Source organism: Streptomyces sp. NBC_00080 (assembly GCF_045041255.1).
GTDB classification, from domain to species: domain Bacteria; phylum Actinomycetota; class Actinomycetes; order Streptomycetales; family Streptomycetaceae; genus Streptomyces; species Streptomyces coriariae.
The window spans coordinates 8,365,446-8,389,503 of sequence record NZ_CP108235.1 but is presented as its reverse complement, the minus strand read 5'-3'; the positions used below and the strand labels follow the sequence as shown (position 1 = coordinate 8,389,503).

At 73.4% G+C, this 24,058-nt stretch carries 23 protein-coding genes; 11 read left to right on the top strand and 12 right to left on the bottom strand.

Going from position 1 to position 24,058, the window contains the following annotated elements:
- Positions 1-2 precede the first annotated feature (2 nt).
- Positions 3-2,348, bottom strand: coding sequence for a hypothetical protein (locus tag OHU34_RS37470; RefSeq protein ID WP_405770539.1), 2,346 nt, complete (start codon positions 2,346-2,348; stop codon positions 3-5).
- A gap of 281 nt (positions 2,349-2,629) precedes the next feature.
- Here OHU34_RS37470 and OHU34_RS37465 point away from each other — a divergent pair, with 281 nt between their 5' ends.
- Positions 2,630-3,460, top strand: coding sequence for a DeoR/GlpR family DNA-binding transcription regulator (locus OHU34_RS37465; protein ID WP_020125979.1), 831 nt, complete (start codon positions 2,630-2,632; stop codon positions 3,458-3,460).
- Between the two features lie 55 nt (positions 3,461-3,515).
- Positions 3,516-3,986 (top strand): SRPBCC family protein, encoded by a 471-nt coding sequence (locus OHU34_RS37460; protein WP_142268935.1) that lies wholly within the window; start codon positions 3,516-3,518, stop codon positions 3,984-3,986.
- A gap of 39 nt (positions 3,987-4,025) precedes the next feature.
- On the opposite strand, the gene OHU34_RS37455 is transcribed toward OHU34_RS37460, so the two are convergent.
- On the bottom strand, positions 4,026-5,150 hold the full coding sequence (locus OHU34_RS37455) for a PLP-dependent cysteine synthase family protein (protein WP_142268936.1): 1,125 nt from the start codon (positions 5,148-5,150) through the stop codon (positions 4,026-4,028).
- A gap of 397 nt (positions 5,151-5,547) precedes the next feature.
- On the opposite strand from OHU34_RS37455, the gene OHU34_RS37450 reads away from it, so the two are divergent.
- Together OHU34_RS37450 and OHU34_RS37445 are read left to right on the top strand one after the other, a co-directional pair.
- Complete coding sequence (locus OHU34_RS37450; protein ID WP_142268937.1) at positions 5,548-5,871, top strand: hypothetical protein; 324 nt, start codon at positions 5,548-5,550, stop codon at positions 5,869-5,871.
- 224 nt (positions 5,872-6,095) lie between these two features.
- On the top strand, positions 6,096-6,632 hold the full coding sequence (locus tag OHU34_RS37445; RefSeq protein WP_142268938.1) for an ATP-binding protein: 537 nt from the start codon (positions 6,096-6,098) through the stop codon (positions 6,630-6,632).
- Positions 6,633-6,715: 83 nt separating this feature from the next.
- On the opposite strand, the gene OHU34_RS37440 is transcribed toward OHU34_RS37445, so the two are convergent.
- The 3 genes from OHU34_RS37440 to OHU34_RS37430 are packed head-to-tail and all read right to left on the bottom strand — an operon-like array spanning position 6,716 to position 10,322.
- Positions 6,716-9,277, bottom strand: a complete 2,562-nt coding sequence (locus tag OHU34_RS37440; protein WP_405770534.1) for an ABC transporter permease — start codon at positions 9,275-9,277, stop codon at positions 6,716-6,718.
- Positions 9,274-10,032: an ABC transporter ATP-binding protein gene (locus OHU34_RS37435; RefSeq protein ID WP_230196973.1), complete on the bottom strand. Its 759-nt coding sequence runs from the start codon at positions 10,030-10,032 to the stop codon at positions 9,274-9,276. The genes OHU34_RS37440 and OHU34_RS37435 overlap by 4 nt, the downstream gene beginning before the upstream one ends.
- Positions 10,029-10,322, bottom strand: coding sequence for an SHOCT domain-containing protein (locus OHU34_RS37430; RefSeq protein WP_230196972.1), 294 nt, complete (start codon positions 10,320-10,322; stop codon positions 10,029-10,031). Before OHU34_RS37430 ends, OHU34_RS37435 begins: the two co-directional genes overlap by 4 nt.
- A gap of 188 nt (positions 10,323-10,510) precedes the next feature.
- Between OHU34_RS37430 and OHU34_RS37425 the strand changes: the two genes are divergently transcribed.
- Genes OHU34_RS37425 through OHU34_RS37415 form a run of 3 tightly spaced genes read left to right on the top strand, consistent with a single transcriptional unit; the run spans position 10,511 to position 12,575 of the window.
- A complete protein-coding gene (locus OHU34_RS37425) occupies positions 10,511-11,077 on the top strand; it encodes a TetR/AcrR family transcriptional regulator (protein ID WP_230196971.1) in 567 nt (188 codons plus the stop codon).
- Between the two features lie 8 nt (positions 11,078-11,085).
- Positions 11,086-11,670 carry a DUF4865 family protein gene (locus OHU34_RS37420; protein WP_230196970.1) on the top strand — a complete coding sequence of 195 codons (585 nt, stop codon included), beginning with the start codon at positions 11,086-11,088 and terminating at the stop codon, positions 11,668-11,670.
- Positions 11,667-12,575, top strand: a complete 909-nt coding sequence (locus OHU34_RS37415; RefSeq protein ID WP_405770529.1) for a phosphotriesterase — start codon at positions 11,667-11,669, stop codon at positions 12,573-12,575. Before OHU34_RS37420 ends, OHU34_RS37415 begins: the two co-directional genes overlap by 4 nt.
- 24 nt (positions 12,576-12,599) lie before the next feature.
- Here OHU34_RS37415 and OHU34_RS37410 read toward each other — a convergent pair whose 3' ends face one another.
- Positions 12,600-13,022, bottom strand: a complete 423-nt coding sequence (locus OHU34_RS37410) for a PPOX class F420-dependent oxidoreductase (RefSeq protein WP_142268944.1) — start codon at positions 13,020-13,022, stop codon at positions 12,600-12,602.
- A 32-nt stretch (positions 13,023-13,054) separates the two neighbouring features.
- Positions 13,055-13,939, bottom strand: a complete 885-nt coding sequence (locus tag OHU34_RS37405) for an NAD(P)-dependent oxidoreductase (RefSeq protein ID WP_142268945.1) — start codon at positions 13,937-13,939, stop codon at positions 13,055-13,057.
- A gap of 284 nt (positions 13,940-14,223) precedes the next feature.
- Between OHU34_RS37405 and OHU34_RS37400 the strand changes: the two genes are divergently transcribed.
- Together OHU34_RS37400 and OHU34_RS37395 are read left to right on the top strand one after the other, a co-directional pair.
- Positions 14,224-14,808, top strand: a complete 585-nt coding sequence (locus tag OHU34_RS37400) for a TetR/AcrR family transcriptional regulator (RefSeq protein WP_405770526.1) — start codon at positions 14,224-14,226, stop codon at positions 14,806-14,808.
- Positions 14,809-14,887: 79 nt separating this feature from the next.
- Complete coding sequence (locus OHU34_RS37395) at positions 14,888-15,661, top strand: SDR family NAD(P)-dependent oxidoreductase (protein WP_405770524.1); 774 nt, start codon at positions 14,888-14,890, stop codon at positions 15,659-15,661.
- Positions 15,662-15,760: 99 nt separating this feature from the next.
- Here OHU34_RS37395 and OHU34_RS37390 read toward each other — a convergent pair whose 3' ends face one another.
- Complete coding sequence (locus tag OHU34_RS37390; protein ID WP_142268948.1) at positions 15,761-17,005, bottom strand: ROK family protein; 1,245 nt, start codon at positions 17,003-17,005, stop codon at positions 15,761-15,763.
- A 27-nt stretch (positions 17,006-17,032) separates the two neighbouring features.
- Positions 17,033-17,695 carry an alpha-ketoglutarate-dependent dioxygenase AlkB gene (locus OHU34_RS37385; RefSeq protein ID WP_142268949.1) on the bottom strand — a complete coding sequence of 221 codons (663 nt, stop codon included), beginning with the start codon at positions 17,693-17,695 and terminating at the stop codon, positions 17,033-17,035.
- Positions 17,696-17,773: 78 nt separating this feature from the next.
- Here OHU34_RS37385 and OHU34_RS37380 point away from each other — a divergent pair, with 78 nt between their 5' ends.
- A complete protein-coding gene (locus OHU34_RS37380) occupies positions 17,774-18,913 on the top strand; it encodes a methyltransferase (protein ID WP_405772491.1) in 1,140 nt (379 codons plus the stop codon).
- Here OHU34_RS37380 and OHU34_RS37375 read toward each other — a convergent pair.
- A complete protein-coding gene (locus OHU34_RS37375) occupies positions 18,900-19,742 on the bottom strand; it encodes a class II fructose-bisphosphate aldolase (RefSeq protein ID WP_230196967.1) in 843 nt (280 codons plus the stop codon). The two genes, OHU34_RS37380 and OHU34_RS37375, sit on opposite strands and share 14 nt — an antisense overlap.
- Positions 19,743-19,769: 27 nt before the next feature.
- Positions 19,770-20,651 (bottom strand): SIS domain-containing protein, encoded by an 882-nt coding sequence (locus OHU34_RS37370; RefSeq protein WP_142268952.1) that lies wholly within the window; start codon positions 20,649-20,651, stop codon positions 19,770-19,772.
- A 94-nt stretch (positions 20,652-20,745) separates the two neighbouring features.
- On the opposite strand from OHU34_RS37370, the gene OHU34_RS37365 reads away from it, so the two are divergent.
- On the top strand, positions 20,746-21,525 hold the full coding sequence (locus OHU34_RS37365) for a DeoR/GlpR family DNA-binding transcription regulator (RefSeq protein ID WP_054240658.1): 780 nt from the start codon (positions 20,746-20,748) through the stop codon (positions 21,523-21,525).
- A 109-nt stretch (positions 21,526-21,634) separates the two neighbouring features.
- On the opposite strand, the gene OHU34_RS37360 is transcribed toward OHU34_RS37365, so the two are convergent.
- Entirely contained in the window at positions 21,635-24,022 is a 2,388-nt protein-coding gene (locus OHU34_RS37360; protein ID WP_405770520.1) for an MFS transporter, read from the bottom strand.
- Positions 24,023-24,058: the final 36 nt, after the last annotated feature.

Below are 24,058 nucleotides of genomic sequence, written 5' to 3'. Positions count from 1 at the left end.
GCTCAGGTGCGCTGCTGGGGCAGCTCCGGTCGCAGCCGTCCCAGCAGCATCTCGCGTTCCTCTGCGAACGCCGGGTCGGCCTGGTAGTCGGAGTGGCCGAGCACAGGCGCGGGCAGCGGGTGTGCCTCGGTGCGGCCGTACGCCAGCGGGTCCGCCAGGGGCTCGCGGTCCACCTGGGGGCCGCAGGCGTCGCCTGACAGCCGGACCGGGCCGCCGATGGGGTCGGTGAGCCGGTACAGGTTGCGCCAGCAGGCGATGTCCTCGTGCAGGGCGGCGAGCGCGGCCGGGCCGAAGTGGGCCGGGAACCAGCGGCCGTAGAGGCGCTCGATCGGGGAGCCGTAGGTGAGCAGGGCGACCCGCTTGCGGTCGGAGGGTTTCAGCTGCCAGGCCGCGGCGGCCGCGAGGACACTGCCCTGGGAGTGACCGGAGATCACCAGACGCCCGCCCGTGGCGCGCGTCCAACCGGCCATCCGCCAGGTCAGGTCGGGGACCGCGCGCTCCGCGTAACAGGGCGGGGCGAAGGGGTGCGCGGCGCGCGGCCAGAAGGTGCCGACGTCCCAGAGGATGCCGATCGTGCGCCGCGCGGAGGCGTCCTTGTAGGCGCGCCGGCCCCAGGTGACGAAGAGGACGAAGCCGAGCCCTATGAGCCAGGAGCCCATGGCCTGAGCGGTCTGGGCGGCGCCCTGGACGAAGGCCTGGGCGCCGTCCGTGGCGCGCACCGGGGTCTTCCCGGTGCCGAAGGCGCCGACGAGCGCGCCCGCGCCCAGGAGCAGCGTCGCGGTGGAGACGACGGCGACGAGGAGCGGGCCACGGTCGGTGAGCGTGGCCATCGCGCGGGCGCGGGCGATGCGACGGGTGCGGGCAGGGTCGCCGGGTCCGACCCCGTACGCGCGGCCCACCGCGTCCTGCTCGGCCCGGGTGAGCAGCCAGGTCTGCCGTCCGAGCAGTGCACACAGCGCCAACAGGACGACGAGCAGCACGGGGATGACGGACGCCTGCCAGGTCAGGAGCACGGGCGGTCCGTCGAGGAAGGTCCCCGTGCCGTCCAGCCAGTCCGACACTCGCTGCGACACCCCGCCGGACATCACCCCGCCGAGCGCGCAGGCCAGCATCGCGACAGCGGGCCCCCCGAGCCCGCGCAGGGCGCAGCGCTCCTGCTGGACGAGTTGAACCCGCTCGACGGCGGTGGCCCCGTCCGGGTCAGCCGGCGCGGAGCGCTCGCGTGGGCAGTGGTGCAGGACGCGGGCGACGACCGCCAGGGCGATCACCAGGGCGCCCTGGGCGAGGGCGAGCGCGCCGAAGGTCGCGTCGCCGGGGAGCCGACCCTCGGAGTGCCAGCCGGGGCGCTGCCACCCGGCGTACACCAGGGTGAGGGTGAGCAGGACGAGGGCGGCCAGGGGCAGCCGATGGACGAGGTGCGCGTCGACGCGGCGGTCGAGGCGGTGCTCGCTGCGGCCCCGGCGGCACACCACCCAGACCGTGGCGAGCGTGCCCGCCACCAGGGACGCCTCCAGCAACCGGCCGAGCCAGTCGAGGAGGGCGGGGCCGCCGGGTCGGCGGTCCTGGCGCACGGCCGCCGTGCCGACGGCCGCGGCCACCGTCAGCAGTCCCGCCGCGGTGTGGGCCGCGCGCAGGCGGGCCACCAGCCGGCGCCCGTACCAGAAGCCGGGCCGGCGGAGTGCGGTGTGACCGGGGCCGTTCTCGGGTTCGGAGGCGCGGTCGAGGGGCTCCTGGGACTCGTACGCCCGCCAGGTGCGGTGGGACAGGTACCACAGGAGACCGACGAGGGCGGTCGGGACCAGGGCGGCGAGGGCGAGCCGGCGGCCCGGCAGGCTCCACCAGCCGCCGTCGGAGACCGCCGGGGAGAGGAAACCCAGCCAGGAGTGACGCTCGGCGCACGCGGTCGTGCCCGCGCACTGCCAGGCGGTCAGGTCGAGGGCGACCTCGCAGGCCGCGGCGACGAGCAGCACCGTCAGGCTCAGTGCCGCGAGCCGCACGAGCAGCCCGTACAGCCGCACCGCGCGGACGCCCTCCCGTGCGGCGGGGCGCATCCAGTGGGCGAGGTTGACGACCATGAACGGCAGCAGCAGGAGCCACAGGGCGCGCGTGCCGTTGCCGGAGGTGAGGTTGGACCACACATAGGCCTCGGGAACCGGGGCGTCGCGGCCGCGGTCGTCGGCGGGGCCGGTGTCCGCGGTGACGTCGTCGGCGCGCCGGAACACGGCCGCCGTGTCGTCGCCGGTGATCCGCACGGTGCGCGGATCGTTGAGCATCTTCTCGGGCGTGGCGCCACCCACGCCGTGGACCAGGAGTTCCAGGGCCGTTCTGTCCGCTGAGGCACGTTCCACTGTTCGCACTTCCCCCGTGACACGCCTTCGACATGTGTCCGCGCGGACATAAGGATCGCCATTTCGAAGGCCTGATACACCTCCCGTCACGGAACCTCCCCGGAGCGGGCGGGGAACGCCCACGCCACACGTGAGTGGCATGCACGCGTCGGGGTGGTGGACCAGCTGTGAGCAAGCCGTGCGAGGATGGGACGCCCCCGCACCGGAATCGGCGAGAATGGCCTCGTCGGAGCAGGTGAGCGGGCCTGTCGGACGGGCTGAGGGAAAGGACCGGAGCGTACGTGAGTGAGAATCAGAACCTCCTCGCGGAGCAGCGCCGCGCCCTGATCCTGGACGAGGTACGCCGCCGGGGTGGCGTACGGGTCAACGAGCTGACCCGCAAGCTCGGCGTGTCGGACATGACGGTGCGCCGTGACCTCGACGCGCTGGCGCGACAGGGTGTCCTGGAGAAGGTGCACGGCGGTGCGGTGCCGGTCGTGGAGGCGAGCACCCACGAGCCGGGCTTCGAGGCGAAGTCGGGTCTGGAGCTGACCGCCAAGGAGGACATCGCGAAGGCGGCGGCGGAACTCGTCGCCCCGGGCAGCGCGATCGCGCTGTCGGGCGGTACGACGACGTACGCGCTGGCGCATCATCTGGTGGACGTGCCGGATCTGACCGTGGTGACCAACTCGGTGCGCGTGGCCGACGTCTTCCACGTGGCGCAGCGCACCTCGGGCCCCCGCCAGGGCGCGGCCACGGTCGTGCTGACCGGCGGGGTGCGCACGCCGTCCGACTCGCTGGTGGGTCCGGTCGCCGACCAGGCCATCGCGGCGCTCCACTTCGACGTGCTGTTCCTTGGTGTGCACGGGATATCGGCCGAGGCCGGTCTGTCGACGCCGAACCTCGCGGAGGCCGAGACCAACCGGCGCCTGGTGCAGTCGGCGCGCCGGGTGGTGGTGGTCGCGGACCACACCAAGTGGGGTGTGGTGGGCCTGAGTTCGTTCGCGGCGCTGGAGCAGGTCGACACGCTGGTGACGGACGCGGGGCTGCCGGAGGCGGCGCGCGCGGAGGTCTCCGAGCACCTGCGGCGGCTGGTGGTCGCGGGCGAGCCCGGTGAGGGTACAGACATCTGAAGGGCCTGCGGCTAGGGTGACGCACCCGTTTCCTCGCCCCGAGGAGGTTGTGCGCATGGCTCACCGGTTGCGCCCCGAAGGACTCGCGTTCGTCGAGACCGCTCCCGTACGGCTGGTTTTCGCTCGGGAGGTGTCCGCTCCCCCTGGGCTCGTCTTCCGCGCTCTCGCCGAGGACGTGTCCGGCTGGGCGCAGTGGTTCCCGGCCGTGACGTCCGTCCAGCCCCTGGACGACGGCGCGGGGCGCGACGTACGGCTCAGGGGCGGCACGCGTTTCCGCGAGACGGTGCTCGTGGCGAAGGAGCCGGAGCTGTACGCCTACCGCGTGGACGTGACCAACGCGCCGGGCGTCCGGGCGCTGGTCGAGGAGTGGCGGCTGACGCCGGCCGGGGCGGGAACGCGGGTGCAGTGGACGTTCGCCGCCGACGGCAACGGCGCGTTCCGGGCGGTCCTGCGGCTGGCGCGGGCCGGTCTGGGGCGGTCGTTCCGGGACGCGGTGACGAAACTGGACCGCCGGCTCACCCCGTAAGGGCCACGAGCCGTCCGCTCGGGCGGCGCGGGCCGGAGGTCAGGCCGGCCACACGCCGGTGGCCAGCAGCGATTCGATCGCGGCGGTGTACGGGGCGATGTCCAGGCCCTGCTCGGCGAGCCAGCTGTCGGAGTAGTACTTGTCGAGGTAGCGGTCGCCCGGGTCGCACAGCAGGGTGACGACGCTGCCGCGGTGTCCGTCGGCCACCATCTCGGCGACGATCTTCAGCGCGCTCCACAGTCCGGTGCCGGTCGAGCCGCCCGCCTTGCGGCCGATGGCCCGTTCCAGGGCGCGTACGGCGGCGACGCTGGCCGCGTCCGGGACCTTCATCATCCGGTCGACGGCGCCGGGCACGAAGCTGGGTTCCATGCGCGGCCGGCCGATGCCCTCGATGCGTGAGCCGCAGTCGCAGGTGACGTCCGGATCGCCGGTGGTCCAGCCCTCGAAGAAGCACGAGTTCTCCGGGTCGGCGACGCAGATGCGGGTGTTGCGCCGCGTGTAGTGGACGTACCGGGCGAGGGTCGCGGAGGTGCCGCCGGTGCCGGCCGTGGCCACGATCCAGGCGGGCTCCGGGAACCGCTCCCACTCCAGTTGACGGAAGATGGATTCGGCGATGTTGTTGTTCCCGCGCCAGTCCGTGGCCCGTTCGGCGTAGGTGAACTGGTCCATGTAGTGACCGCCGCTGTCCGCCGCGAGGCGGGCGGACTCCTCGTACATCGTGCGGGAGTCGTCGACGAAGTGGCACTGGCCGCCGTGGAACTCGATCAGGCGGATCTTCTCGGCGCTCGTCGTGCGCGGCATGACCGCGATGAAGGGCACGCCGATCAGCTTGGCGAAGTACGCCTCGGAGACGGCCGTCGAACCGCTGGACGCCTCGATCACCGGACGGCCCGGCCGGATCCAGCCGTTGCACAGGCCGTAGAGGAAGAGCGAGCGGGCGAGTCGGTGCTTGAGGCTGCCGGTGGGGTGGGTCGACTCGTCCTTGAGATACAGGTCGATGCCCCACTTCTCGGGGAGCGGGAAGCGCAGCAGATGGGTGTCGGCCGAGCGGTTGGCGTCGGCCTGGACCTTGCGGACGGCTTCTTTCAGCCAGTCGCGGTAGGCGGTGTCGCTGCGGTCGACGTCGAGGGTGGCGCCGGTCCTGTTGTGCTGGGGGGTGGTCACGGCAGGGCTCCTTCAGGCTTCGCGCCGACGGTGTTCCGCGCGGCCGACACACCGATCATAAGCACCAGCCACACGCTTCTCACCTGCATAAACACACCTTTGAGAGCCTCAAAGGCGGCCCTGGGGGGCGGCTTTGGGGGCGCGGGGGCGCATTCCCGCGAATGCTCCGGGCGGGTAGCGCCGAGGCGTCGTGCGCACTGGTGCTCGACGCCGGGCGCGGGCAGACTGCACCGGGTCGGGCGAAGGTCCGGGCGGGGTGATGACGCCGGTCCGGACGCGGGACCCGGACGGGGGCGCACACTGGACCGAGGACGGGTTCGATCACGACGCGGGCTGGATCACGACCCACGCGGGTGCACGGTTCGGCTCGCCCAGGCACACAAGGGGGCGGGGAAGCATGGCGGAGCCGGAGTTCACGGCTACGGGCGTGCGCATCGGCAAGCGGCTGCGTTCGCTCACCCGAGCCGGCCAGGTCCGGATCAGCGACGGCAGGCTGGAGTTGCTGACCAGCTACGGCAGTGAGATCGACAGCGCGCCCGTACAGGCGGTCCGCGCCTCCAGGCCCTGGTTCGCGCCGGAGGACCGGGCACTGGCCGACTTCAACGGCAAGCGGTACCTGCTGACCCTCGGCGACCACGACCCGGCGCCCGGCGAACCGGGGCCGCCCGCGGCGCGCCGCTTCATCGAGGCCGTGCGCAGGGCGGCGGGGCGCGGCGGCTGAGCCGGCGCCGACGTACCGCGTCCGAGGCCGAACGGGTGGCCTGGCCGACGCAAGTTGCGGCACTGCGGCCACTGCGTCACTCTGGTCTCACGTCACTCTGGGTTTACCGGCGATAACGCTGCGAACCAGCCCGCCGGCCACGACAGCAGGCGGCCGCCTTGCGCAGACGCTCTGCTCGATCCGAATCCCGTGTTCTTCCGGACCTAAGTCGGGGAGTCGCAGCCGTGATCACCAACCCGAACAGGCACTGCACGGTCGAGCTTCAGGCCCTGCCGTCGCGGATCGGCCAGGTCCGCAGAATCGTATCGGCGCAGTTGCGCTACTGGCATATGGATCCACTCATAGACCGCGCCGCGCTCGGTGTGACGGAGCTGTTGACCAACGTCCACCTGCACGCGCAGCCCGACAAGATGTGCGTCGTGGAGATGGAGCTGCTGCTCGACCGGCTCACCGTCTCCGTGCGTGACCACGACCCGCGCCTGCCGGTCGTGGGGGTCGTCGACGAAGCGACGCTCGCCACCTGCGGGCGCGGGCTGGCCATGGTGGCGGCGGTGAGCGAGAGCTGGGGCGCCCGGCCGGACGGCGAGTCCGGCAAGGTCGTGTGGTTCACGCTGCCGGCCCCCGTCGCCACGCGGGAGCTCTCGGCGCGGCCGCCGCGTCGTACGCCCAGGGAGCAGGTCCCGCCGCGGTTCACGGAGGTCGTCTCCGTCGACGACCTGCGGCCCGCACATGCCCCCGCCCGGTCGGCCGCCGTCGGCTGACCGGGCGGTGACGTCACCTTCGGGGCGTCCGTCGCCCGGGCCACGGTGACCCATCCCTGAGGCGTACTCCGTCCGGGTGTACGTCACTCCGCGGCGACGGCCCGCAGCACGTCCAGGTGTGCCGCGCGCCGGGCCGGACGCAGCCCGGCGAGGACTCCGGCAGCGATGCCCACCAGGGCCACCACGGCGAGTCGCGCGGGCGGCAGCGCGAAGGCGAAGGCGCTGTCGCTCGACCCGTCGGAGGCCCGGACGAGCACCCAGCCGAGGAAGGCGCCGAGGGCCAGGCCGCCCACCGTGCCGAACGCGGCGACCAGGACCGACTCCCAGCGGACCATGGCCCGCAGCTGGGACCGGGTCTGGCCGACGGCGCGGAGCAGGCCGAGCTCGCGGGTGCGTTCGTGGATCGCCAGGGTCAGCGTGTTGGCGATACCCAACAGGGCGATGAGGACCGCGAGGGCGAGCAGGGCGTAGACCAGGGTGAGCATCATGTCGATGCCGCCGGCCGAGGACTGCGCGTACTCGTCTCGGGTCTGCACCTCGGGGTTGCCGTAGCGGGCCGCGACCTTCTCCACGGCGGCCTTGCCCTCGGCCGCGCTCACGCCGTCCGCGAAGGAGACCGCGAGGAGCGTGTCGGCGTCCTGGGTGCGGTGCGGGGCCCAGGCCGCGCGGGTGATGACGTACTCGCCGACGAGTTCGGAGCGGCCGTAGACGGCACGCACGGTGAACGTCTTCTCGTCGCCGTCGGTGAAGGCCAGCCGGGTGGTGTCACCGGTGGTCAGGTGCCGGCGGTCGGCCTCCTGCCGGGTGATCGCGATGCCGTCGGTCCCGAGGGCGCCCAGGTCGCCCCGGACGGTGCCGAGGTCGAAGGTGCGGCGCAGCGCGACCGGGTCCGTGACGGTCAACGCCCGCCCCTTCCCGTCGACTTCCGCGACGCCGCGGCCGAGTCCGACGGCCGTGGCGACCTCGGGCAGCCTGTCGAGGGCCGGTGCGAGCTTCGGGCTGAGGCCGCTGCCGCCCGCACCGAACGAAGGGGTGCTGACGGCTACGTCGCCCGCGAAGGAACGGGAGACGGTCTGGTCCATGGTCGCCTTGAGGGAGGCCCCGAACACGGTGAAGAGGGAGACCACGGCGACGCCGATCATCAGGGCGCCGGCGGTGGCCGCCGTCCGCTTCGGGCTGCGCAGGGCGTTGCGGCGGGCGAGGCCCCCGGTGACGCCCCGCAGCCGGTCCAGAGGGCTGCCGAGGACGCGTACGGCCGTTCCGGCGGCGACCGGACCGAGGACGACGAAGGCGATCAGGGCCAGGGCTGCTCCGCCTCCCGCCAGCCACACGGACGGGGTGACCAGGACGCCGGTGAGGGTCGCCGCGACGGCGAGGGCGAGCAGGCCCGCGCCGGTGACGGCACGCGGACGGGAGGCACCCAAGGAGTCCACGGCCGTCTCACGCAGCGCGGCCAGCGGGGCGGTGCGGCCGGCCCGCACAGCGGGCAGCAGCGCGGACCCCAGGCAGACCAGGACGCCGACCACGAGGGGGACGGTCAGCGACAGGGCGCCGATCACCAGGTCGCCCTCGGGGAAGGGGAATCCGATGGCCGGGAACAGTGCCTGGAGACCGGCGGCGATACCGATGCCGCCGGCGAGTCCGGCGGCCGAAGCGGTCACGGCGACCGCGGCGGCCTCGACGAGCGTGGCCTCGGTGACCTGGCGGCGGGAGGCGCCGAGGGCGCGCAACAGTGCGTTCTCCCGAGCGCGTTGGGCCACGACGATCGCGAACGTGTTGTGGATGGAGAAGGTCGCGACGAGCAGGGCCACACCGGAGAACACCAGCAGGAACGTGGTGAAGATCGTCAGGAATTGGCCGGCGATCATGTCGGTGTTCTCCTGCGCGGACTCCTGACCGGTGATGGCCTCGACGCCCTCGGGCAGTACGGGAGTCAGCCGGTCGACGAGCTCCGCCTGGCTCACCCCCGGGTCGGCGCGCACGACGATGCTCGTCGCCCGGCCGGGCCTGGCGGTGAGGTACTTCTCGGCGTCGGCGCGGGTCATACCGGTGAAGGTGACCTGGGCCATGCCGTCCTCGCCGCCGAAGGTCGCGAGTCCGACGATCGTCACGCGCACGGGGTCGGGGGTGCGCAGCGTGGTGGTGTCGCCGATCTTCAGGCCGCCCTTGTCGGCGGTGCCCCGGTTGACGACGACCTCGCCGGACCGGGCCGGTGCGCGGCCCTCCGCGAGCCGGTAGGGGTTGAGCTTCGTGTCCGGGATCCAGTTGCCGGCGAGGGTGGGCGGGCCCTGGCCGCCGATCGGTTCGCCGTCACCGGCGACGAGTTGTCCCGCGCCCCGGATGTCGGGGGCGACGGCCGCGACGCCGGGGACGGCAGCGACGGTGCCGACCAGGTCCGTGGGGACGGGCTGTCGCACGCCCTGGCTCTCGCCTGGGGTGGTGATGGTGTCGGCGCCGCGCACGACGGCGTCGGTGCCCGCGGTCGCGTTGCCGAACATCGAGTCGAAGCCGGCGCGCAGGGTGTCCCCCATGACCAGTGTTCCGGCCAGGAAGGCCACGCCGAGGAAGACGGCGAGGAAGGTTCCGGCGAAGCGGCGCCGGTGGGCGCGCAGGGACGAGAGGCTGAGGCGCAGGGACGCGTTCATGACGGCACCTCGAAGGCTTTCATGCGGTCCAGGACGCGGTCGGCGGTCGGGGACTCCATCCGGTCCACGAGCCGTCCGTCGGCGAGGAAGACGACCTCGTCGGCGTGGGCGGCGGCGACCGGGTCGTGGGTGACCATGACGACCGTGCGGCCGGTCCGGCGTACGGTGCGGGCGAGGAGCCCGAGCACCTCTCCCCCGGCGCGGGAGTCGAGGTTGCCGGTGGGCTCGTCGGCGAAGACGACGTCCGGTCTCCCGGCGAACGCCCGTGCCACGGCGACGCGTTGCTGCTGGCCGCCGGAGAGTTCGGAGGGCCGGTGGTGGAGCCGGTCGCGCAGCCCGACGACGTCCACGAGGGCGTCGATCCACTCCGACTCGCCCCGCTCGCCCGCCAGGTCCAGCGGCAGCCGGATGTTCTCCTCGACGGTCAGGGTCGGCACCAGGTTGTACGCCTGGAAGACGAACCCGACCCGGTCGCGGCGCAGGAGGGTGAGGCGACGGTCGTCGAGCGTGCGCAGTTCGGTGTCGCCGATGTACGCGGTGCCCGAGGTGAGGGTGTCCAGCCCGGCGGCGCAGTGCATCAGGGTGGACTTGCCCGAGCCCGACGGGCCCATGATCGCGGTGAACCGACCGGCCGGAAAGGCCACGTTCACCCCGTCCAGGGCCCGTACGGCGGTGTCGCCGACGCCGTGGACCTTCACGGCGTCGACGACCCGCGCGGCGTTGCGCGTGGCCGTGGTGGCGGTCGCGGTGCTCATGCCGCACCGCCCTTGTCCGTGCGGCCGAACTGCTCGTCCAGGACGGACAGCCGACGCCAGTACTCGTCCTCGTCGATCTCACCGGAGGCGAAGCGACGGCCGAGGACGGCGAGGGGCGAGTCGCCGGTGGGCCGGGGGTCGCCGGCCGCGCTCCACGGGCCGCGGCGGCCTCGCCACACCGTGCGGCGCAGGAGCGTGACGACGCCCACGACGACGGCCGCCCAGATCAGCGGGAAGAACAGGATCCACGGGCCGGGTCCGCCACCGTCCCAGTTCGCCAGGGTGTTCATCTCGGGTCATCTCCTCAGTGGGTCTGCGTGATGTCTCGAGAGTCCTGCCGGGAGGGGGTCCGGGTCGTCGTACGGCCAGCGGCAGTGCGCGTACCTCGCCGGGAGTACGCGCGCGTGTTGCGGCTGCTCCCTGCGGGCTGTTCCATGGGGGCTCGACTTCTGTAACTACCAGTATGTACAGTCGGGTCATGAGCACTGCGGAGCGGCTGATCGAGTCCACCCGGGAGCTGCTCTGGGAGCGCGGTTACGTGGGGACCAGCCCCAAGGCGATCCTGGAGCGCGCCGACGCCGGGCAGGGCAGCATGTACCACCACTTCAAGGGCAAGCCCGATCTCGCGCTGGCGGCGATCAGGCGGACCGCCGACGAGATGCGGGCCACCGCCGAGGGGGTACTCGACGGGCCGGGCACGCCGTACGAGCGCATCGAGGCGTACCTGACACGCGAGCGGGACGTGCTGCGCGGCTGCCCCATCGGGCGGCTGACGATGGATCCGGAGGTGATCGCGAGCGACGAACTGCGCGAGCCCGTCGACGAGACCATCGACCGGATCCGTGAACGGATCGCGCATCTCGTCGAAGAGGGGAAGGAACAGGGGCAGTTCGGGGCCGAGCTGGACGGCGAGGCGATCGCCGCCACCGTCGTCGCGACCGTCCAGGGCGGTTACGTGCTGGCCCGCGCGTCCGGTTCACCGACCGCCTTCGACGCGGCTGTCCGCGGGCTGCTGTCGCTGCTCGTACCCCGTCCGGCCGACTAGGAGACCCGATGCACGCCATGCAGTACGAGCTCACGCTGCCCGCCGACTACGACATGGGCGTCATCCACGCGCGCGTGTCCCGTGTCGGGCATCTGCTCGACGACTGGGAGGGCCTGGGCCTCAAGGCGTACCTGCTGCGCGAACGCGGGGTACACGGTTCGCCGGTCAACCAGTACGCGCCCTTCTATCTCTGGAACACCGTGGAGGGAATGAACGCCTTCCTCTGGGGAGGCGGCTTCCAGGGTCTGAGCGACGACTTCGGGCGTCCGACGGTCCGTCAGTGGACCGGTCTGGCCTACGCGGAGGGCGTCGCCGCCGGTTCCCCCGCCCTGTTCGCCGTACGGCGGCGCGAGCCGGTCCCGGACGGAGTGGCGCTGTCCGAGACGGCGCGGGACGCGGCGGACGAGGTGGAGCGGCTGGCGCGGGAGGAGGGCGCGGTGCTCGCGGCGGCGGCGGTCGACACGAGCCGCTGGGAGCGGGTGCACTTCTCGCTCTGGGCGCACGACATGCCGAAGGCCGACGGCGACCTGTTCCAGGTGCTGCACCTGTCGGCGCCGGGGCGGACCGTCCTGCCCGGGGGCCGGCACTGGTGAACGCCGTGCGGACCGTGCTCGGGGACCTGCCGGCGGAGCGGCTCGGCGTGTGCGACGCGCACGACCACCTGTTCTTCGGCAGTCCCCGGCTGCCCGGCCAGGAGCTGAACAGCCGCTCCGCGGCGCGTGCCGAACTCGCGGCGTTCCGCGCGCAGGGCGGTGACGCCGTCGTGCAGTGGACGCCGTACGGTCTCGGGCGGCGCGCGGCGGATCTGCCCCCGCTGTCCCGGGAGGCGGGGGTGCGGGTGGTGGCCGCGACGGGGCTGCACCAGGACGTCCACTACGACGAGGCGACACTCGACGGGTTGCGGCACCGGCTCGCCGAGGTGTTCGTGACCGAACTGACCGAGGGCATCGGGACGTCGGGGGTCCGCGCCGGGCTGGTCAAGGTCGCGGGCGGGTTCCACGCCCTCGACGCGCACGCCCGCTGGACCATGGCCGCCGCGGCCGAGGCGCATCACGCGACGGACGCGCCGATCGCCGTCCATCTGGAGCTGGGTACCGGCGCGCTCGACGTGGTCGACCTGCTGTGCGGGGAATTGGGCGTGCCCCCGCACCGGGTGATCCTCGGGCACCTCAACCGGGCGCCCGACGGGGTGGTGCACCGGCAGGCCGCCGAGGCGGGCTGCTGGCTCGCCTTCGACGGCCCGTCACGCGCCCATCACGCCACCGACTGGCGGATGCCGGACGCCGTACGGGCCCTGGCCGATGCCGGTTTCGGCGACCGGCTGCTGCTCGGCGGCGACACCACGACGGCCGCGGCCCGCTCGGTCGACGGCGGTCCCGGGATGCCGTATCTGCTGCGCCGGGTCCGGACACGGCTGGCGCTCGCCGTGGGTGAGGAGCTGGTGGTGCGGATCCTGGCGGAGAACCCGGGACGGGCCTTCGGCTTCGAGTGGCGCTGAACGCCGGGCCCGGCGGCGGGACGCTCAGGTGGACGCCTGGTCGCTGTCCTTCAGGGCGCCCCAGCCGTGCCAGCGGTCGATCTCGATCCAGGCGCTGACACGGGAGCGGACCCGGTCGGGGTACGGCTTGCCCGTGTAGTGGGTGGAGATGCGGTCGATGTCCGCCAGGCCTTCGTCCTCGTGCAGCTCGGCCACCCGCCCGATGAGGGTGACGTGCGTGTACCAGTCGTCAGAGTCGAGAACGGTGAGGGTCAGGCGCGGGTCGCGGCGCAGGTGCCGGAGGCGGACCCGGCTCTCGTCCAGGTTGATCAGGACGCGCCCGTCCTCCCAGAGGTACCAGGTGGGGGTGGAGACGGGGGCTCCGTCGGAACGCAGGGTCGCCATCACACAGGGGTTGGGGCGGCCCAGCAGTTCGACGGCCTCGGGCGGCAGCGGGGGCTTGGACACGGGATCTCCTCGCGGTTCGGGTGTCTCGCGGTTCAGGCGTTCTTGTCGAAGCTGGCGAAGTAGGCGGCGGCCATGTCCTCGTCGCCGTGGCCCTGAGCGGCGGCCCGCTCCAGACGCTCGGCACTCGCCGCCGCCACGTCCAGGCGGACGCCGTGCTCACGTCCGGCCTCGACGATCAGCCGCGCGTCCTTGGCCGCCGTCGCGACCGCGAACTGTGCGGGCGAGAGCCGGTCGTCGAGGATCAGCGCGGTCTTCGCCTTCAGGTACCCCATGTCGAGCGGGCCACCCGCGATCAGGTCGAAGAACGCGTTCGGGTCGACATCCAGGGACTGCGACAGGGCGAGGACCTCGCCGGCCGCGGCGGTGGCCGCGATGACCCAGCTGTTGGCCACCAGCTTCAGGCGCGTCGCGCTCCCCTCGCCGCCGTCCTCGCCCGTCCACACCGTCCGCGCGCCCACCGCGTCGAACACCGGCGCCACCGCGTCGCGGTGCTCGCTCGGGCCCGCCGCCAGCACGGTCAGCCGACCGTCCTCGGCGGGTTGCCGGGTGCCCAGGACGGGCGCGTCGAAGAAGACGAGGTCGTGTGCGAGCGCGAAGGCTGCCAGGTCGCCGATGACCCCGGTCCCGGCGGTCGTCGACTGCACCCAGGCCGCTCCGGCGCGCAGGCCGGGCACGGCGTCGCGCATGACCTCCAGGGCGGCGGGCCCGTCGTAGAGCATGGTGAGGACGACATCCGCACCCTCGACCGCCTCGGCGGGGGTGTCGACGACAAGGACGCCGTCGGCGGTGAGCGGCTCGGCCTTGGCGCGGGTGCGGTTCCAGGCACGCACGGTGTGGCCCGCCCGGGCGAGGTTGCGGGCCATCGCGGCACCCATGATGCCGGTGCCCAGGACGCCCACGGTCAGTTCGTCTGTCATGGCCTCAACCTACTTCGACGCGGCGCCGACCAGGTCGTCCAGCCACGCCCGGTGGCCGTTGAGCATAGGGTCCGGCGTACGTCCTGGTCGCCTCCCGGCCTGGGCCCGGCGCGTCGGAGAGTGCCGGCGGCGGACGGCGGTCCGTGCGCCGCGCCCCGGGGCGTCTCGCTCTTCCTCGTCCGGCATCCCGGAAGCCGGCAGCAACGCGGACGCCTGCGAGGACGACTGACCCGCACCCCCTCCCATACTTGACCGATCATTCTCGTTTGATCTAGCGTCACCCCATGGCCAGAACCAAGGAATTCGATCCCGACGCGGCTCTCCAGTCGGCCCTGGAGCTGTTCTGGCGGCGCGGCTACGAGGCCACTTCGATGGCGGACCTCGTCGAGCACCTGGGCATCGGCCGCGCCAGTCTCTACGCGACCTTCGGCAACAAGCACGACCTGTACCTGAAGGCGCTGGACCGGTACGGGGACAAGCATCAGCCGCTGCTCCTGGACGAGTTGTCGCAGCCGGGGCCCGCGCTCCCCGCGGTGCGCGCCGTGGTGCGGCGGTTCGCCGCGGAGGCGACGGACGAGGCGATTCGGGCGTACGGGTGCCTCGTCACCAACACGGCGGCGGAGCTGGCCCCGCACGACGTCGCGGCGGCCCGCCGGGTCGAGCGGAGCTGGGAGCATCTGGAGACGCTGCTGGAGTCGGCGCTGGTGCGCGCGCGGGCGCAGGGCGAACTGCCGGCCGGGCGCGATCCGCGGGGGCTGGCACGCATGCTGCTGGTCCTGCTCCAGGGGCTGCGGGTGGTCGGCAAGGCCTCGCCCGATCCCGCGCGGGTGCGGGACGCGGCGGAGCAGGCGCTCACCCTGCTGGACTGACCGACCCCGGCCCACGGCAGCCGTCGGGGTCGCTCTCAGCTGTCCACATACTGGAATGATCGGTCTGGAAAGGACTGCCATGCCTCGGAACCGGAACCGCTTCTCCGGCCGCACCGCACTCGTCACCGGTGGGGGTTCCGGCATCGGACGCACCCTCGCCCTGGCTTTCGCCGCCGAGGGGGCCCGGGTCGTCGTGGCCGGGCGCACCCGCGCCTCGCTCGACGAGACGGTCGGGCTCGTCGAGCGGGACGGCGGGACGGCGTTCGCCCGGGTCGCCGACGTCTCGCGCGCCGCCGACCTGGACGCGCTCGTCCGGGCGGCCGTCGACCAGTTCGGCTCGCTCGACGTCGCCGTCAACAACGCGGGGGTCCTCCGGGCGGGCCGGCCGCTGGCCGACGTCGACGAGGAGGACTGGCAGTCCATGATCGACACCAATCTGACCGGGGTCTTCCTCGCCCTGCGGGCCGAGGTGCGGCAGATGCGGACGCAGCCGGGCGGCGGCGCGATCGTCAACGTGTCGTCCAACATCGGCGTGCACCGGCAGATCCGGGGCCTGACCGGTTACGCCACGAGCAAGGCGGCCGTGACCGCGCTGACCCGTGGTGCCGCGCTGGAACACCTGGGCGACGGCGTCCGGATCAACGCCGTCAGCCCCGGCCCGTCCGAGACGGCCATGTCGCTGCGGCCGGGCGAGTCCTTGGACGAGCGTGCCCTGCGGATGAAGGAGCAGTCGCCGCTGGGCCGGGTGTCGTCGACCGAGGAGGTGGCCCAGGCGGTGCTGTACCTCGCCTCGGACGACGCGGCGTCCGTCGTGGGCACCGACCTGGTGATCGACGGCGGGGCCGCGCTGTAGACCGGCCGTGCAGTGGGCGCGCCGTGCAGTAGACGGCCGTGCGGTGGGCCGCCCCTGCGGTCGGCCGGGCCGTGCCCGTGCCGTGGGCAGCGCCGCGTCTCACACGGGCCCCAGCGCCCCCAGCGGATCGTCCAGCACCGGCTGCCAGGCCAACTCGGCCGCGCCGACCAGGCTGTTGTGATCGAGGGAGCAGGCGAGGATGGGAACGCCGCCGCTGCGGCCCCACAGGCTCCGGTCGGCGACGACGGCGCGCAGCCGGTCGGGGTCGGCGTCGAGAAGGGTGCGGTGCAGACCGCCGAGGATGATCCGGTCGGGGTTGAGGATGTTCACCAGACCGGCCAGCCCCAGGCCGAGCCGGTCGATCAGGGCTTCGGCGGCCATGCGGACCACCGGATCGCCGTACTCCTCGCGGATCAGTTCGTTGGCCTGCTGGAGCAGGGAGCCCTCGGGGCCGGGTTCGCGGCCCGCGGTGGTGAGGAGGGCGAGCGGGTCCGCCTCCACGTCGAGACAGCCCCGGCTGCCGCAGTAGCAGGGCCGGCCCTCGGGGTTGACGGTGAGATGGCCGACCTCCAGGGCGAGGCCCGAACTGCCCGTGTGCAGACGGCCGTCCAGCACCAGCGCGCCACCGACACCCCGGTGCCCGGTGGCCACGCACAGCAGGTCTCGGGCGCCGCGTCCGGCGCCGTGCCGGTGCTCCGCGAGGGCGGCGAGGTTGACGTCGTTACCCACGAACCCGGGGCCGGTGAGCCCGGCGGCGCGGATCCGCTCGGCGAAGATCTCCCGCACGGGCGCGCCCACCGGCCACGCCAGGTGCAGCGGGTTCAGCGCCAGCCCCTCGGGTTCGGTGACCGCGGACGGTACGGCGAGTCCGGCGCCCACACAGGGCCGGCCCGTCTGCCGCAGCAGTTCGGCGCCTGCGTCCACGGCGGCGCCGAGCACCTTGGCGGGGTCGGCGTCGACGGTCTCGCAGCTGGGCGTGGTGGCGACGATCCGCCCACCGAGACCGACCAGCGCGGCCCGGAACCCGTCGGCATGGACCTGCGCGGCGAGGGCGACCGGGCCTTCCTCGGCGACCTCGAGCCGGTGGGAGGGGCGGCCCTGGGAACCGGCGGCGGCGCCCGGCCGCGCGTCGACCCTGATCAGGCCCAGCGCCTCCAGCTCCGCGGCGACCGCGCCGGCCGTCGCACGGGTGACGCCGAGTTCGGCGGTGAGGACCGCGCGGGTCGGCGCCCGTCCGGTGTGCACGAGCTCCAACGCGGGCCCGAGCGCACCGCGCCCCCGGTCCAGCCGCGCTCTCGAGGTGGTCCCATCCCCCGCCGGCCGGGGGTCCGCCTTGCCGCTCATGAGGGCGAGTCTCCCATGATCCGTTCCTCAGGTGGCGGCGGGGAAGCCGCTCACCCGCAGGGTGATGTTCAGCCGTCCGGTCAGGCCGAGGCCGGCCGGCGCCGTGCCCGGGAGGACCCGCGGCACTCCGTGGTACGCGAGCCGCGACGGCCCCCCGAACACGAACAGGTCGCCGCTGCGCAGCTCGACGTCGGTGTAGGGCCGGGTCCGGGTCCGCGGGTTGCCGAACCGGAAGACGCAGGTGTCGCCGAGGCTGAGGGAGACCACGGGCGCGTCGGACTTCTCGTCGGCGTCACGGTGCATGCCCATCCGGGCATCGCCGTCGTAGAAGTTGATCAGCGCGATGTCGTACGCGGCTCCCGCGGCCTGCTCCACACCCAGCGCGTCGGCCACCGCGCGCCGGCCCAGCTCGCCCAGCCAGTCGGGGAAGGGCTTGACGGGCGCGCCGTCACCGTCGCTGACCGTCCGGGCGTAGGCGTACGGGTACCAGTGCCAGCCCAGACAGACCTGGCGGGCGGTCATCGTGCCGCCGCCGGGTGTACGGACCGTGCGCAGGCCGGCCGGCGGTCGGGCCCAGTCCCGGCAGGCCCGGAGCAGCTCACGCTGGTGTGCCGGGTCCGCCCAGTCGGGCACGTGCACCGCGCCCGGCGCGACCTGCGCGCGCTCCCGCGGAAACAGCTCGGAGTCCATGGACCCATCCTCCGCCATGGGTCCGACACCGGGCCTGAGCTGCTGCTCGGTTAGCCTTGAAGCACGATGAACGACCCTATGACGACGCCGTGGGGCGAGGTCACGCTGGCCCGCCACCCCGAGGATCCGCGCGAGACGCTGCGCGCCTGGGACGCATCCGACGCGTACCTGCTCAGACACCTCGCGGAGCAGGACGTCCCGCTGACCGGCACGGTGGTGGTGCTCGGCGACCGCTGGGGCGCGCTGGTCACGGCGCTCGCGGCGCATCGCCCCACGCAGATCACCGACTCCTGGCTGGGACAGGAGGCGAGCCGGGCCAATCTGGCGCGGGCCGGCGTCGAGACCGGCGCGGTCCGGCTGCTCACCACCCAGGACCCGGTGCCGGAGCGGATCGACGTGCTTCTGGTCCGGGTGCCCAAGAGCCTGGCGCTGCTGGAGGACCAGCTGCTGCGGCTGGCGCCCGCCGTGCACGCGGACACGGTCGTCGTCGGCACCGGCATGGTGAAGGAGATCCACACCTCGACGCTCAGGCTGTTCGAGCGGATCCTCGGGCCGACCCGGACCTCGCTCGCCGAGCAGAAGGCCCGGCTCGTCCTCTGCACCCCGGACCCGTCGCTGCGCCGCCCCGCCAACCCGTGGCCGTACGCCTACGACCTTCCCGACGACGTCGGCGGCGCCCTCGCCGGCCGTCCGGTCGTCAACCACGCGGGCGTGTTCTGCGCCGACCGGCTCGACATCGGCACCCGGTTCCTCCTGAAGCACCTGCCGACGACCAGCGGCACCCGCCGGGTCGTCGACCTGGGCTGCGGCAACGGCATCGTCGGCACGGCGGTGGCGCTGGCCAACCCGGAGGCCGAGGTGCTGTTCACGGACGAGTCGTTCCAGGCGGTGGCGTCGGCGGAGGCCACCTACAAGGCGAACGGGGTGCCGGGGCACGCCGAGTTCCGGGTCGGGGACGGGCTGGCGGGGGTGGCGGACGGCAGTGTGGACGTCGTACTGAACAACCCGCCGTTCCACTCCCACCAGGCGACGACGGACGCCACGGCCTGGCGCATGTTCACGGGGGCCCGGCGCGCCCTGCGGCCGGGCGGCGAGCTGTGGGTGGTGGGCAACCGGCACCTGGGCTACCACCTGAAGCTGAAGCGGCTGTTCGGCAACAGTGAACTGGTCGCCGGTGACCGGAAGTTCGTGGTGCTGAAAGCCGTCAGGCGAGGGTGAGCCCGACACCGGTGACGATCCGCTCGACGGTGCGCGCCATGGCCTCCCGTCCCGCGCTCAGGTAGGTCCGGGCGTCGACCGCGTCCGGATGCGCGTCCAGGTGCTCACGGATCGCGCCGGTCATGGCCTGGTTGAGCGCGGTGCCGATGTTGACCTTGGCGATGCCGCCCGTGACTGCGGCCGTCAGCTCGCGGTCCGGGACGCCGGAGGAGCCGTGCAGGACGAGGGGCACGTCCAGGGCGGTGCGGAGCCGGTCGAGCAGGCCGTGGTCGAGGACGGCGGTGCGGGTGGTCATCGCGTGGACGCTGCCGATGGCGACGGCCAGTGCGTCCACACCGGAGTCCGTCACGAACGCGCGGGCCTCGACCGGGTCGGTGCGGGCACCGGGCGCGTGCGCGCCCTTGCCGCCTATCTCCCCCAACTCGGCCTCGATCCACAGCCCTCGGGCATGCGCCAACTCCACGGCGGCACGGGTCGCGGCGAGGTTCTCCTCGTACGGCAGGCGGGAGGCGTCGTACATGACCGAACTGAAGCCCGCGTCGGCCGCCCGGCGCAGCAGCGGGTCGCTCTGGACGTGGTCGAGATGCAACGCGACCGGCACGGCGGCCCGTTCGGCCGCGACGGCGGCGGCGCGCGCCAGCGGGAGCAGCTGCCCCCGGCGATAGGCGACGGCGTTCTCGCTGACCTGGAGGACGACGGGCGCTCCGGCGGACTCGGCGCCGGCGATGACGGCCTCGACGTGTTCCAGCGTGATGATGTTGAAGGCGGCGACGGCGGTACGGGCCGCGTGCGCCCGGGTGACCAGTTCGCCGGTGGTGGTGAGCGGCACGGCAGCTCCTCTTCGGGAGTCGGGGGCTCAGGGGGTGAGGATCACCGAGCGGGTGAGATGGCGCGGGCGGTCCGGATCGAGGCCGCGGGCGGCGGCGACGGCCACCGCGAGGCGCTGGGCGCGGACCAGTTCGGCGAGGGGGTCCAGCTCACCCGGCACCCACAACGCGCCGGTGGCGCCCACCTGTCGGGCCAGCCCGTCGGGCGCCTCGCCGAACATCCAGGTCGCGGTGGAGGCGGTGGCGATGCTGATGGGGCCGTGCCGGTACTCCATCGCGGGATAGGCCTCGGTCCAGGACAGCGACGCCTCGCGCATCTTCAGCGCGGCCTCGTTCGCCAGTCCGACGGTCCAGCCGCGTCCGAGGAAGGTGAACTGCCCGCACTCCACGAGCCCTCGCGGAAGCGGCTCGGCGAGCGCGGTGCGGGCGTCGGTGACGACCCTGTCACCGTGCAGGCCGAGATGGGCGCGGAGCAGGGTGAGCGCGGTGGTCGCGAACCGGGTCTGCACGACGGAGCGTTCGTCGGCGTAGTCCAGGACCACCACGTGGTCGGCCGACTCCATGACCGGGGTGTGCGGGTCGGCGGTGATCGCGGTCGTGCGGGTGTGTCCGCGCAGCCGGCCGAGCAGGCCGAGGACCTCTGTGGTGGTGCCGGACCGGGTCAGGGCGACGACCCGGTCGTAGGAGCGGGCGTGGGGGAACTCCGAGGCGGCGAAGGCGTCGGTCTCGCCGTGCCCCGCCCCCTCGCGCAGGGCGGCCGCGGCCTGGGCCATGAAGTACGAGGTGCCGCACCCGACCATCGCCACCCGCTCCCCGGGCATCGGCAACTCGCCCGCGTATCGGGAGACTTCGGCTGCGGCGCGGGTCCAGCACGCGGGCTGGTCGGTCAGTTCGTCCTCGACGTGGGTCATGCCCCACCTCTTCCCGACGGTGACTGTTCATGCTTGTTCATGCAAGATAGGGCCATCATTCGAGCAACTTCAAGCATGCGAACGGAGAACGTCGATGTCGCGTGACGCCCGCTGGAAGGCGCTGCTGGAGCTGCTCGTCGAGCGCGGCCGGCTGGACGTCGAGGACGCGGCGGCCGAGCTCGCCGTGTCGGCGGCGACGATCCGCCGTGACTTCGACCAGCTCGCCGAGCAGCAGATGCTGCTCCGCACGCGGGGCGGGGCGGTGGTGCACGGGGTGTCGTACGAGCTGCCGTTGCGGTACAAGACGGCCCGGCAGGCGACCGAGAAGCAGCGGATCGCGAGGGCGGTGGCCGATCTGGTCGCACCCGGCGAGGCGGTCGGGCTGACCGGCGGCACGACGACCACGGAGGTGGCGCGCGCGCTGGCCGTGCGCGGTGATCTGGCGTCCGGCTCGCCCGCGCTGACCGTGGTCACGAACGCGCTGAACATCGCGGCGGAGCTGGCGGTGCGCCCCCAGTTCAAGATCGTGGTGACCGGCGGGGTGGCGCGGGCGCAGTCGTACGAGCTGGTCGGGCCGCTCGCGGACGGGGTGCTGGGTCAGATCACCCTCGACGTGGCGGTGCTCGGCGTCGTGTCCTTCGATGCGACGCACGGCGCCGCCGCGCACGACGAGGCCGAGGCGGCGGTCGACCGGCTGCTGTGCGAGCGCGCCGAGCGGGTGGTGGTGGCCGCCGACTCCAGCAAGCTGGGGCGGCGGGCGTTCGCCCGGATCTGCGCGGCCGACACGGTGGACACACTGGTCACGGACACGGCGGCCGACGCGGCGGCGGTGGGCCGGTTCGAGGAGGCGGGAATCAGGGTCCTCCTCGTCTGAAGCCGCAGCCCGTACGCCATCGCCCGCCGCCGTGCCGTTGCCGGCCATCCGCCACTGTGCCGCGCCGTTGCCGGTCGGCGGCCACGCACGCGTGGCCGCCGTCGACGAACTAGTCCCCGGCGTGGGCGAGTTCGATGTCGTGCTCGTCCACGTCACCGCCGCCGAGGCTGATGCCGCTCGCGCGGGGCGGATAGCCGGTCGCGACGACCGTGTACTGGCCGCCGTCCAGGTCGGAGAAGGCGTACGCCCCGTCGCTGCCCGTCGTGGTGGTCGCCACGACGTTCCCGGCGGCGTCCACCAGGGTCACCCGCGCGTCGCCCAGCGGAGCGCCGCCGCCGCGTATCGTGCCCCGCACCAGCGCGCCGGGCCGCAACTCGACGTCGACCCGGGTGACACCGGTGCCGGCGATCTCCACGGGCAGCGCCAGCGGCCGGTGCTTGGGCGAGCTGACCGCGAGGGTCACCGGACCCGGCACCAGTTCGGCGACGGAGAACTCTCCCGTGCCGTCGGTCTGCGCGGTGGCCAGCACATCGCCGCGCACGTCCGTGAGGATGACCACCGCCCCGGCGACCGGCGCCCCGCCCTCCGCGGACCGCACCGTGCCGACGAGCCCGCTGGTGCCGCTGAGCAGCACGTCGTACGTCACCGGCGCCGCCCCGACCACCACGGTCGTCGCCTGCGGCCGGTGCCCGTCGGCGGAGGCGATGAGCACGTAGGTGCCCTCGCCCGGCGCCTCGAGGGCGTAGGAGCCGTCCGGCCCGGCGGCCGCCCGGCTCAACTGCCGTCCGCCCAGCGAGATCAGGGTGACCGCGGCGCAGTCCACCGGCACGCTCTGGTCGCCCCGCACGTGCCCGCGTATCGGATGCCCGTGGCCGACCGGCCCGTCGTCGGTCAGCCCGGGGACGACTGCGACGAGTTCCGCGACCGCGCGGGCCAGCGGCACGGCCACCGCGGCACCCACGACCTGCTCGCCCGGTGCGGCGACCGCCGGTGTGACGACGGCCTGTTCGGCTCCGGTCGGTCCCACCTCGGCGGGCACCGGGGACACGGCTTCGGCGGCCGACGGCGCCGTGCCCGCCGTCCGCTGCCGCGGGATGAACGCGGCGACGGCGAGGGCCAGCAGGGCCGCTCCGGAACCGACGGCCATGACCACCTTGAAGCCGTTCTCCGAGGGCAGCGCGGTGCCGCCGAAGGTGGTGGTCAGCTGGGCCAGGAGCACGCCGGCGACGGCGCTTGCGGTGGACGTGCCGATGGACCGCATCAGCGTGTTGAGACTGTTCGCGGCGGCCGTCTCGGAGGGGTCCACGGCGCCCATGATGAGCGCGGGCATGGCCCCGTAGGCGAAGCCGATGCCTGCGCCGATGACACAGGAGACCAGGACGAGTTCCCACACCGCGTCCATCAACACGATGTTGAGGCCGTACCCGGCGGCGACGATGACGGCGCCGAGCATCAGGGTCACCTTCGGGCCCCGCGCCTCGGAGACCAGCGCGGAGAGCGGCGCGGTGGCCATCATCACCAGGCCCGTGGGCGCCATCACCAGGCCGGCGGCCAGCAGCGACCTGCCCAGACCGTAGCCCGTCGCCTCGGGCAACTGGAGCAGCTGAGGGAGCACCAGGGACATCGCGAACATGGAGAAGCCGAAGGCCATCGAGGCGAGGTTGGTGACCAGCACCTGGCGGCGGGCGGTGGTGCGCAGATCCACCAGGGGTTCCCCGACGCGCAGTTCGAACACGCCCCACAGCAGCAGGACGACGACAGCGGCGGCGAAGAGCCCGAGCGTGGCGCCGCTCCCCCAGCCCCAGTCTGCGCCCTTGGAGATCGCGAGCAGCAGACACACCAGCCCGGCCGCCATGCCGAGGGCGCCGACCAGGTCGAAGCGTCCGCCGGTGCGCACCTTCGACTCGGGCACGAAGACCGGGACGAGCACGGCCGCGACGACGCCGAGGGCGGCCGACGTCCAGAACAGCGTGTGCCAGTCGAAGTGGTCCGCGATGAGCGCGGCGGCGGGCAGTCCGAGGGCACCGCCGATGCCGAGGGAGGCGCTCATGAGGGCGGTGGCCGAGCCGAGCCGCTCGGCGGGCAGTTCGTCACGCATGATGCTGATGCCGAGCGGGATGACGCCGGAGGCGAGTCCCTGCAGGGCCCGGCCGACGATCATGGGGACGAGCCCGTCACTGAGGGCGGCCGTGACCGATCCCGCGATCAGCGTGAGAAGGCTGACGAGCAGCATGCGGCGCTTGCCGTACATGTCACCGAGCCGGCCCATGACGGGGGTGGCGACGGCGGCCGCGAGGAGCGTGGCGGTGACCGCCCAGGCCGTGTCGGAGGCCGGGGCGTCGAGCAGCTTCGGCAGCTCCGGGACGATCGGGATCACCAGGGTCTGCATCAGCGAGACCACGATCCCGCCGAAGGCCAGCACCGCCACGAGGAGGCCGGCCCGCGGCGCGGCGGATCCCTCCCCCGCCTCCGCGGACCTGGGTTGCGCATGGGACATGGCCGAGCCTCCGTGGGGGGATGCGATTCTGCACGA

What these genes read in the sequence shown, in the direction of transcription:
- OHU34_RS37395 (WP_405770524.1), top strand. Translation starts at nt 14,888, where the DNA reads ATGCCTCGGAACCGGAACCGCTTCTCCGGCCGCACCGCACTCGTCACC.
- OHU34_RS37380 (WP_405772491.1), top strand. Translation starts at nt 17,774, where the DNA reads ATGACGACGCCGTGGGGCGAGGTCACGCTGGCCCGCCACCCCGAGGAT.
- OHU34_RS37405 (WP_142268945.1), bottom strand. Translation starts at nt 13,939, where the DNA reads ATGACAGACGAACTGACCGTGGGCGTCCTGGGCACCGGCATCATGGGT.
- OHU34_RS37430 (WP_230196972.1), bottom strand. Translation starts at nt 10,322, where the DNA reads ATGAACACCCTGGCGAACTGGGACGGTGGCGGACCCGGCCCGTGGATC.
- OHU34_RS37450 (WP_142268937.1), top strand. Translation starts at nt 5,548, where the DNA reads ATGGCGGAGCCGGAGTTCACGGCTACGGGCGTGCGCATCGGCAAGCGG.
- OHU34_RS37400 (WP_405770526.1), top strand. Translation starts at nt 14,224, where the DNA reads ATGGCCAGAACCAAGGAATTCGATCCCGACGCGGCTCTCCAGTCGGCC.
- OHU34_RS37435 (WP_230196973.1), bottom strand. Translation starts at nt 10,032, where the DNA reads ATGAGCACCGCGACCGCCACCACGGCCACGCGCAACGCCGCGCGGGTC.
- OHU34_RS37370 (WP_142268952.1), bottom strand. Translation starts at nt 20,651, where the DNA reads ATGACCCACGTCGAGGACGAACTGACCGACCAGCCCGCGTGCTGGACC.
- OHU34_RS37460 (WP_142268935.1), top strand. Translation starts at nt 3,516, where the DNA reads ATGGCTCACCGGTTGCGCCCCGAAGGACTCGCGTTCGTCGAGACCGCT.
- OHU34_RS37390 (WP_142268948.1), bottom strand. Translation starts at nt 17,005, where the DNA reads ATGAGCGGCAAGGCGGACCCCCGGCCGGCGGGGGATGGGACCACCTCG.
- OHU34_RS37425 (WP_230196971.1), top strand. Translation starts at nt 10,511, where the DNA reads ATGAGCACTGCGGAGCGGCTGATCGAGTCCACCCGGGAGCTGCTCTGG.
- OHU34_RS37440 (WP_405770534.1), bottom strand. Translation starts at nt 9,277, where the DNA reads ATGAACGCGTCCCTGCGCCTCAGCCTCTCGTCCCTGCGCGCCCACCGG.
- OHU34_RS37360 (WP_405770520.1), bottom strand. Translation starts at nt 24,022, where the DNA reads ATGTCCCATGCGCAACCCAGGTCCGCGGAGGCGGGGGAGGGATCCGCC.
- OHU34_RS37420 (WP_230196970.1), top strand. Translation starts at nt 11,086, where the DNA reads ATGCACGCCATGCAGTACGAGCTCACGCTGCCCGCCGACTACGACATG.
- OHU34_RS37385 (WP_142268949.1), bottom strand. Translation starts at nt 17,695, where the DNA reads ATGGACTCCGAGCTGTTTCCGCGGGAGCGCGCGCAGGTCGCGCCGGGC.
- OHU34_RS37365 (WP_054240658.1), top strand. Translation starts at nt 20,746, where the DNA reads ATGTCGCGTGACGCCCGCTGGAAGGCGCTGCTGGAGCTGCTCGTCGAG.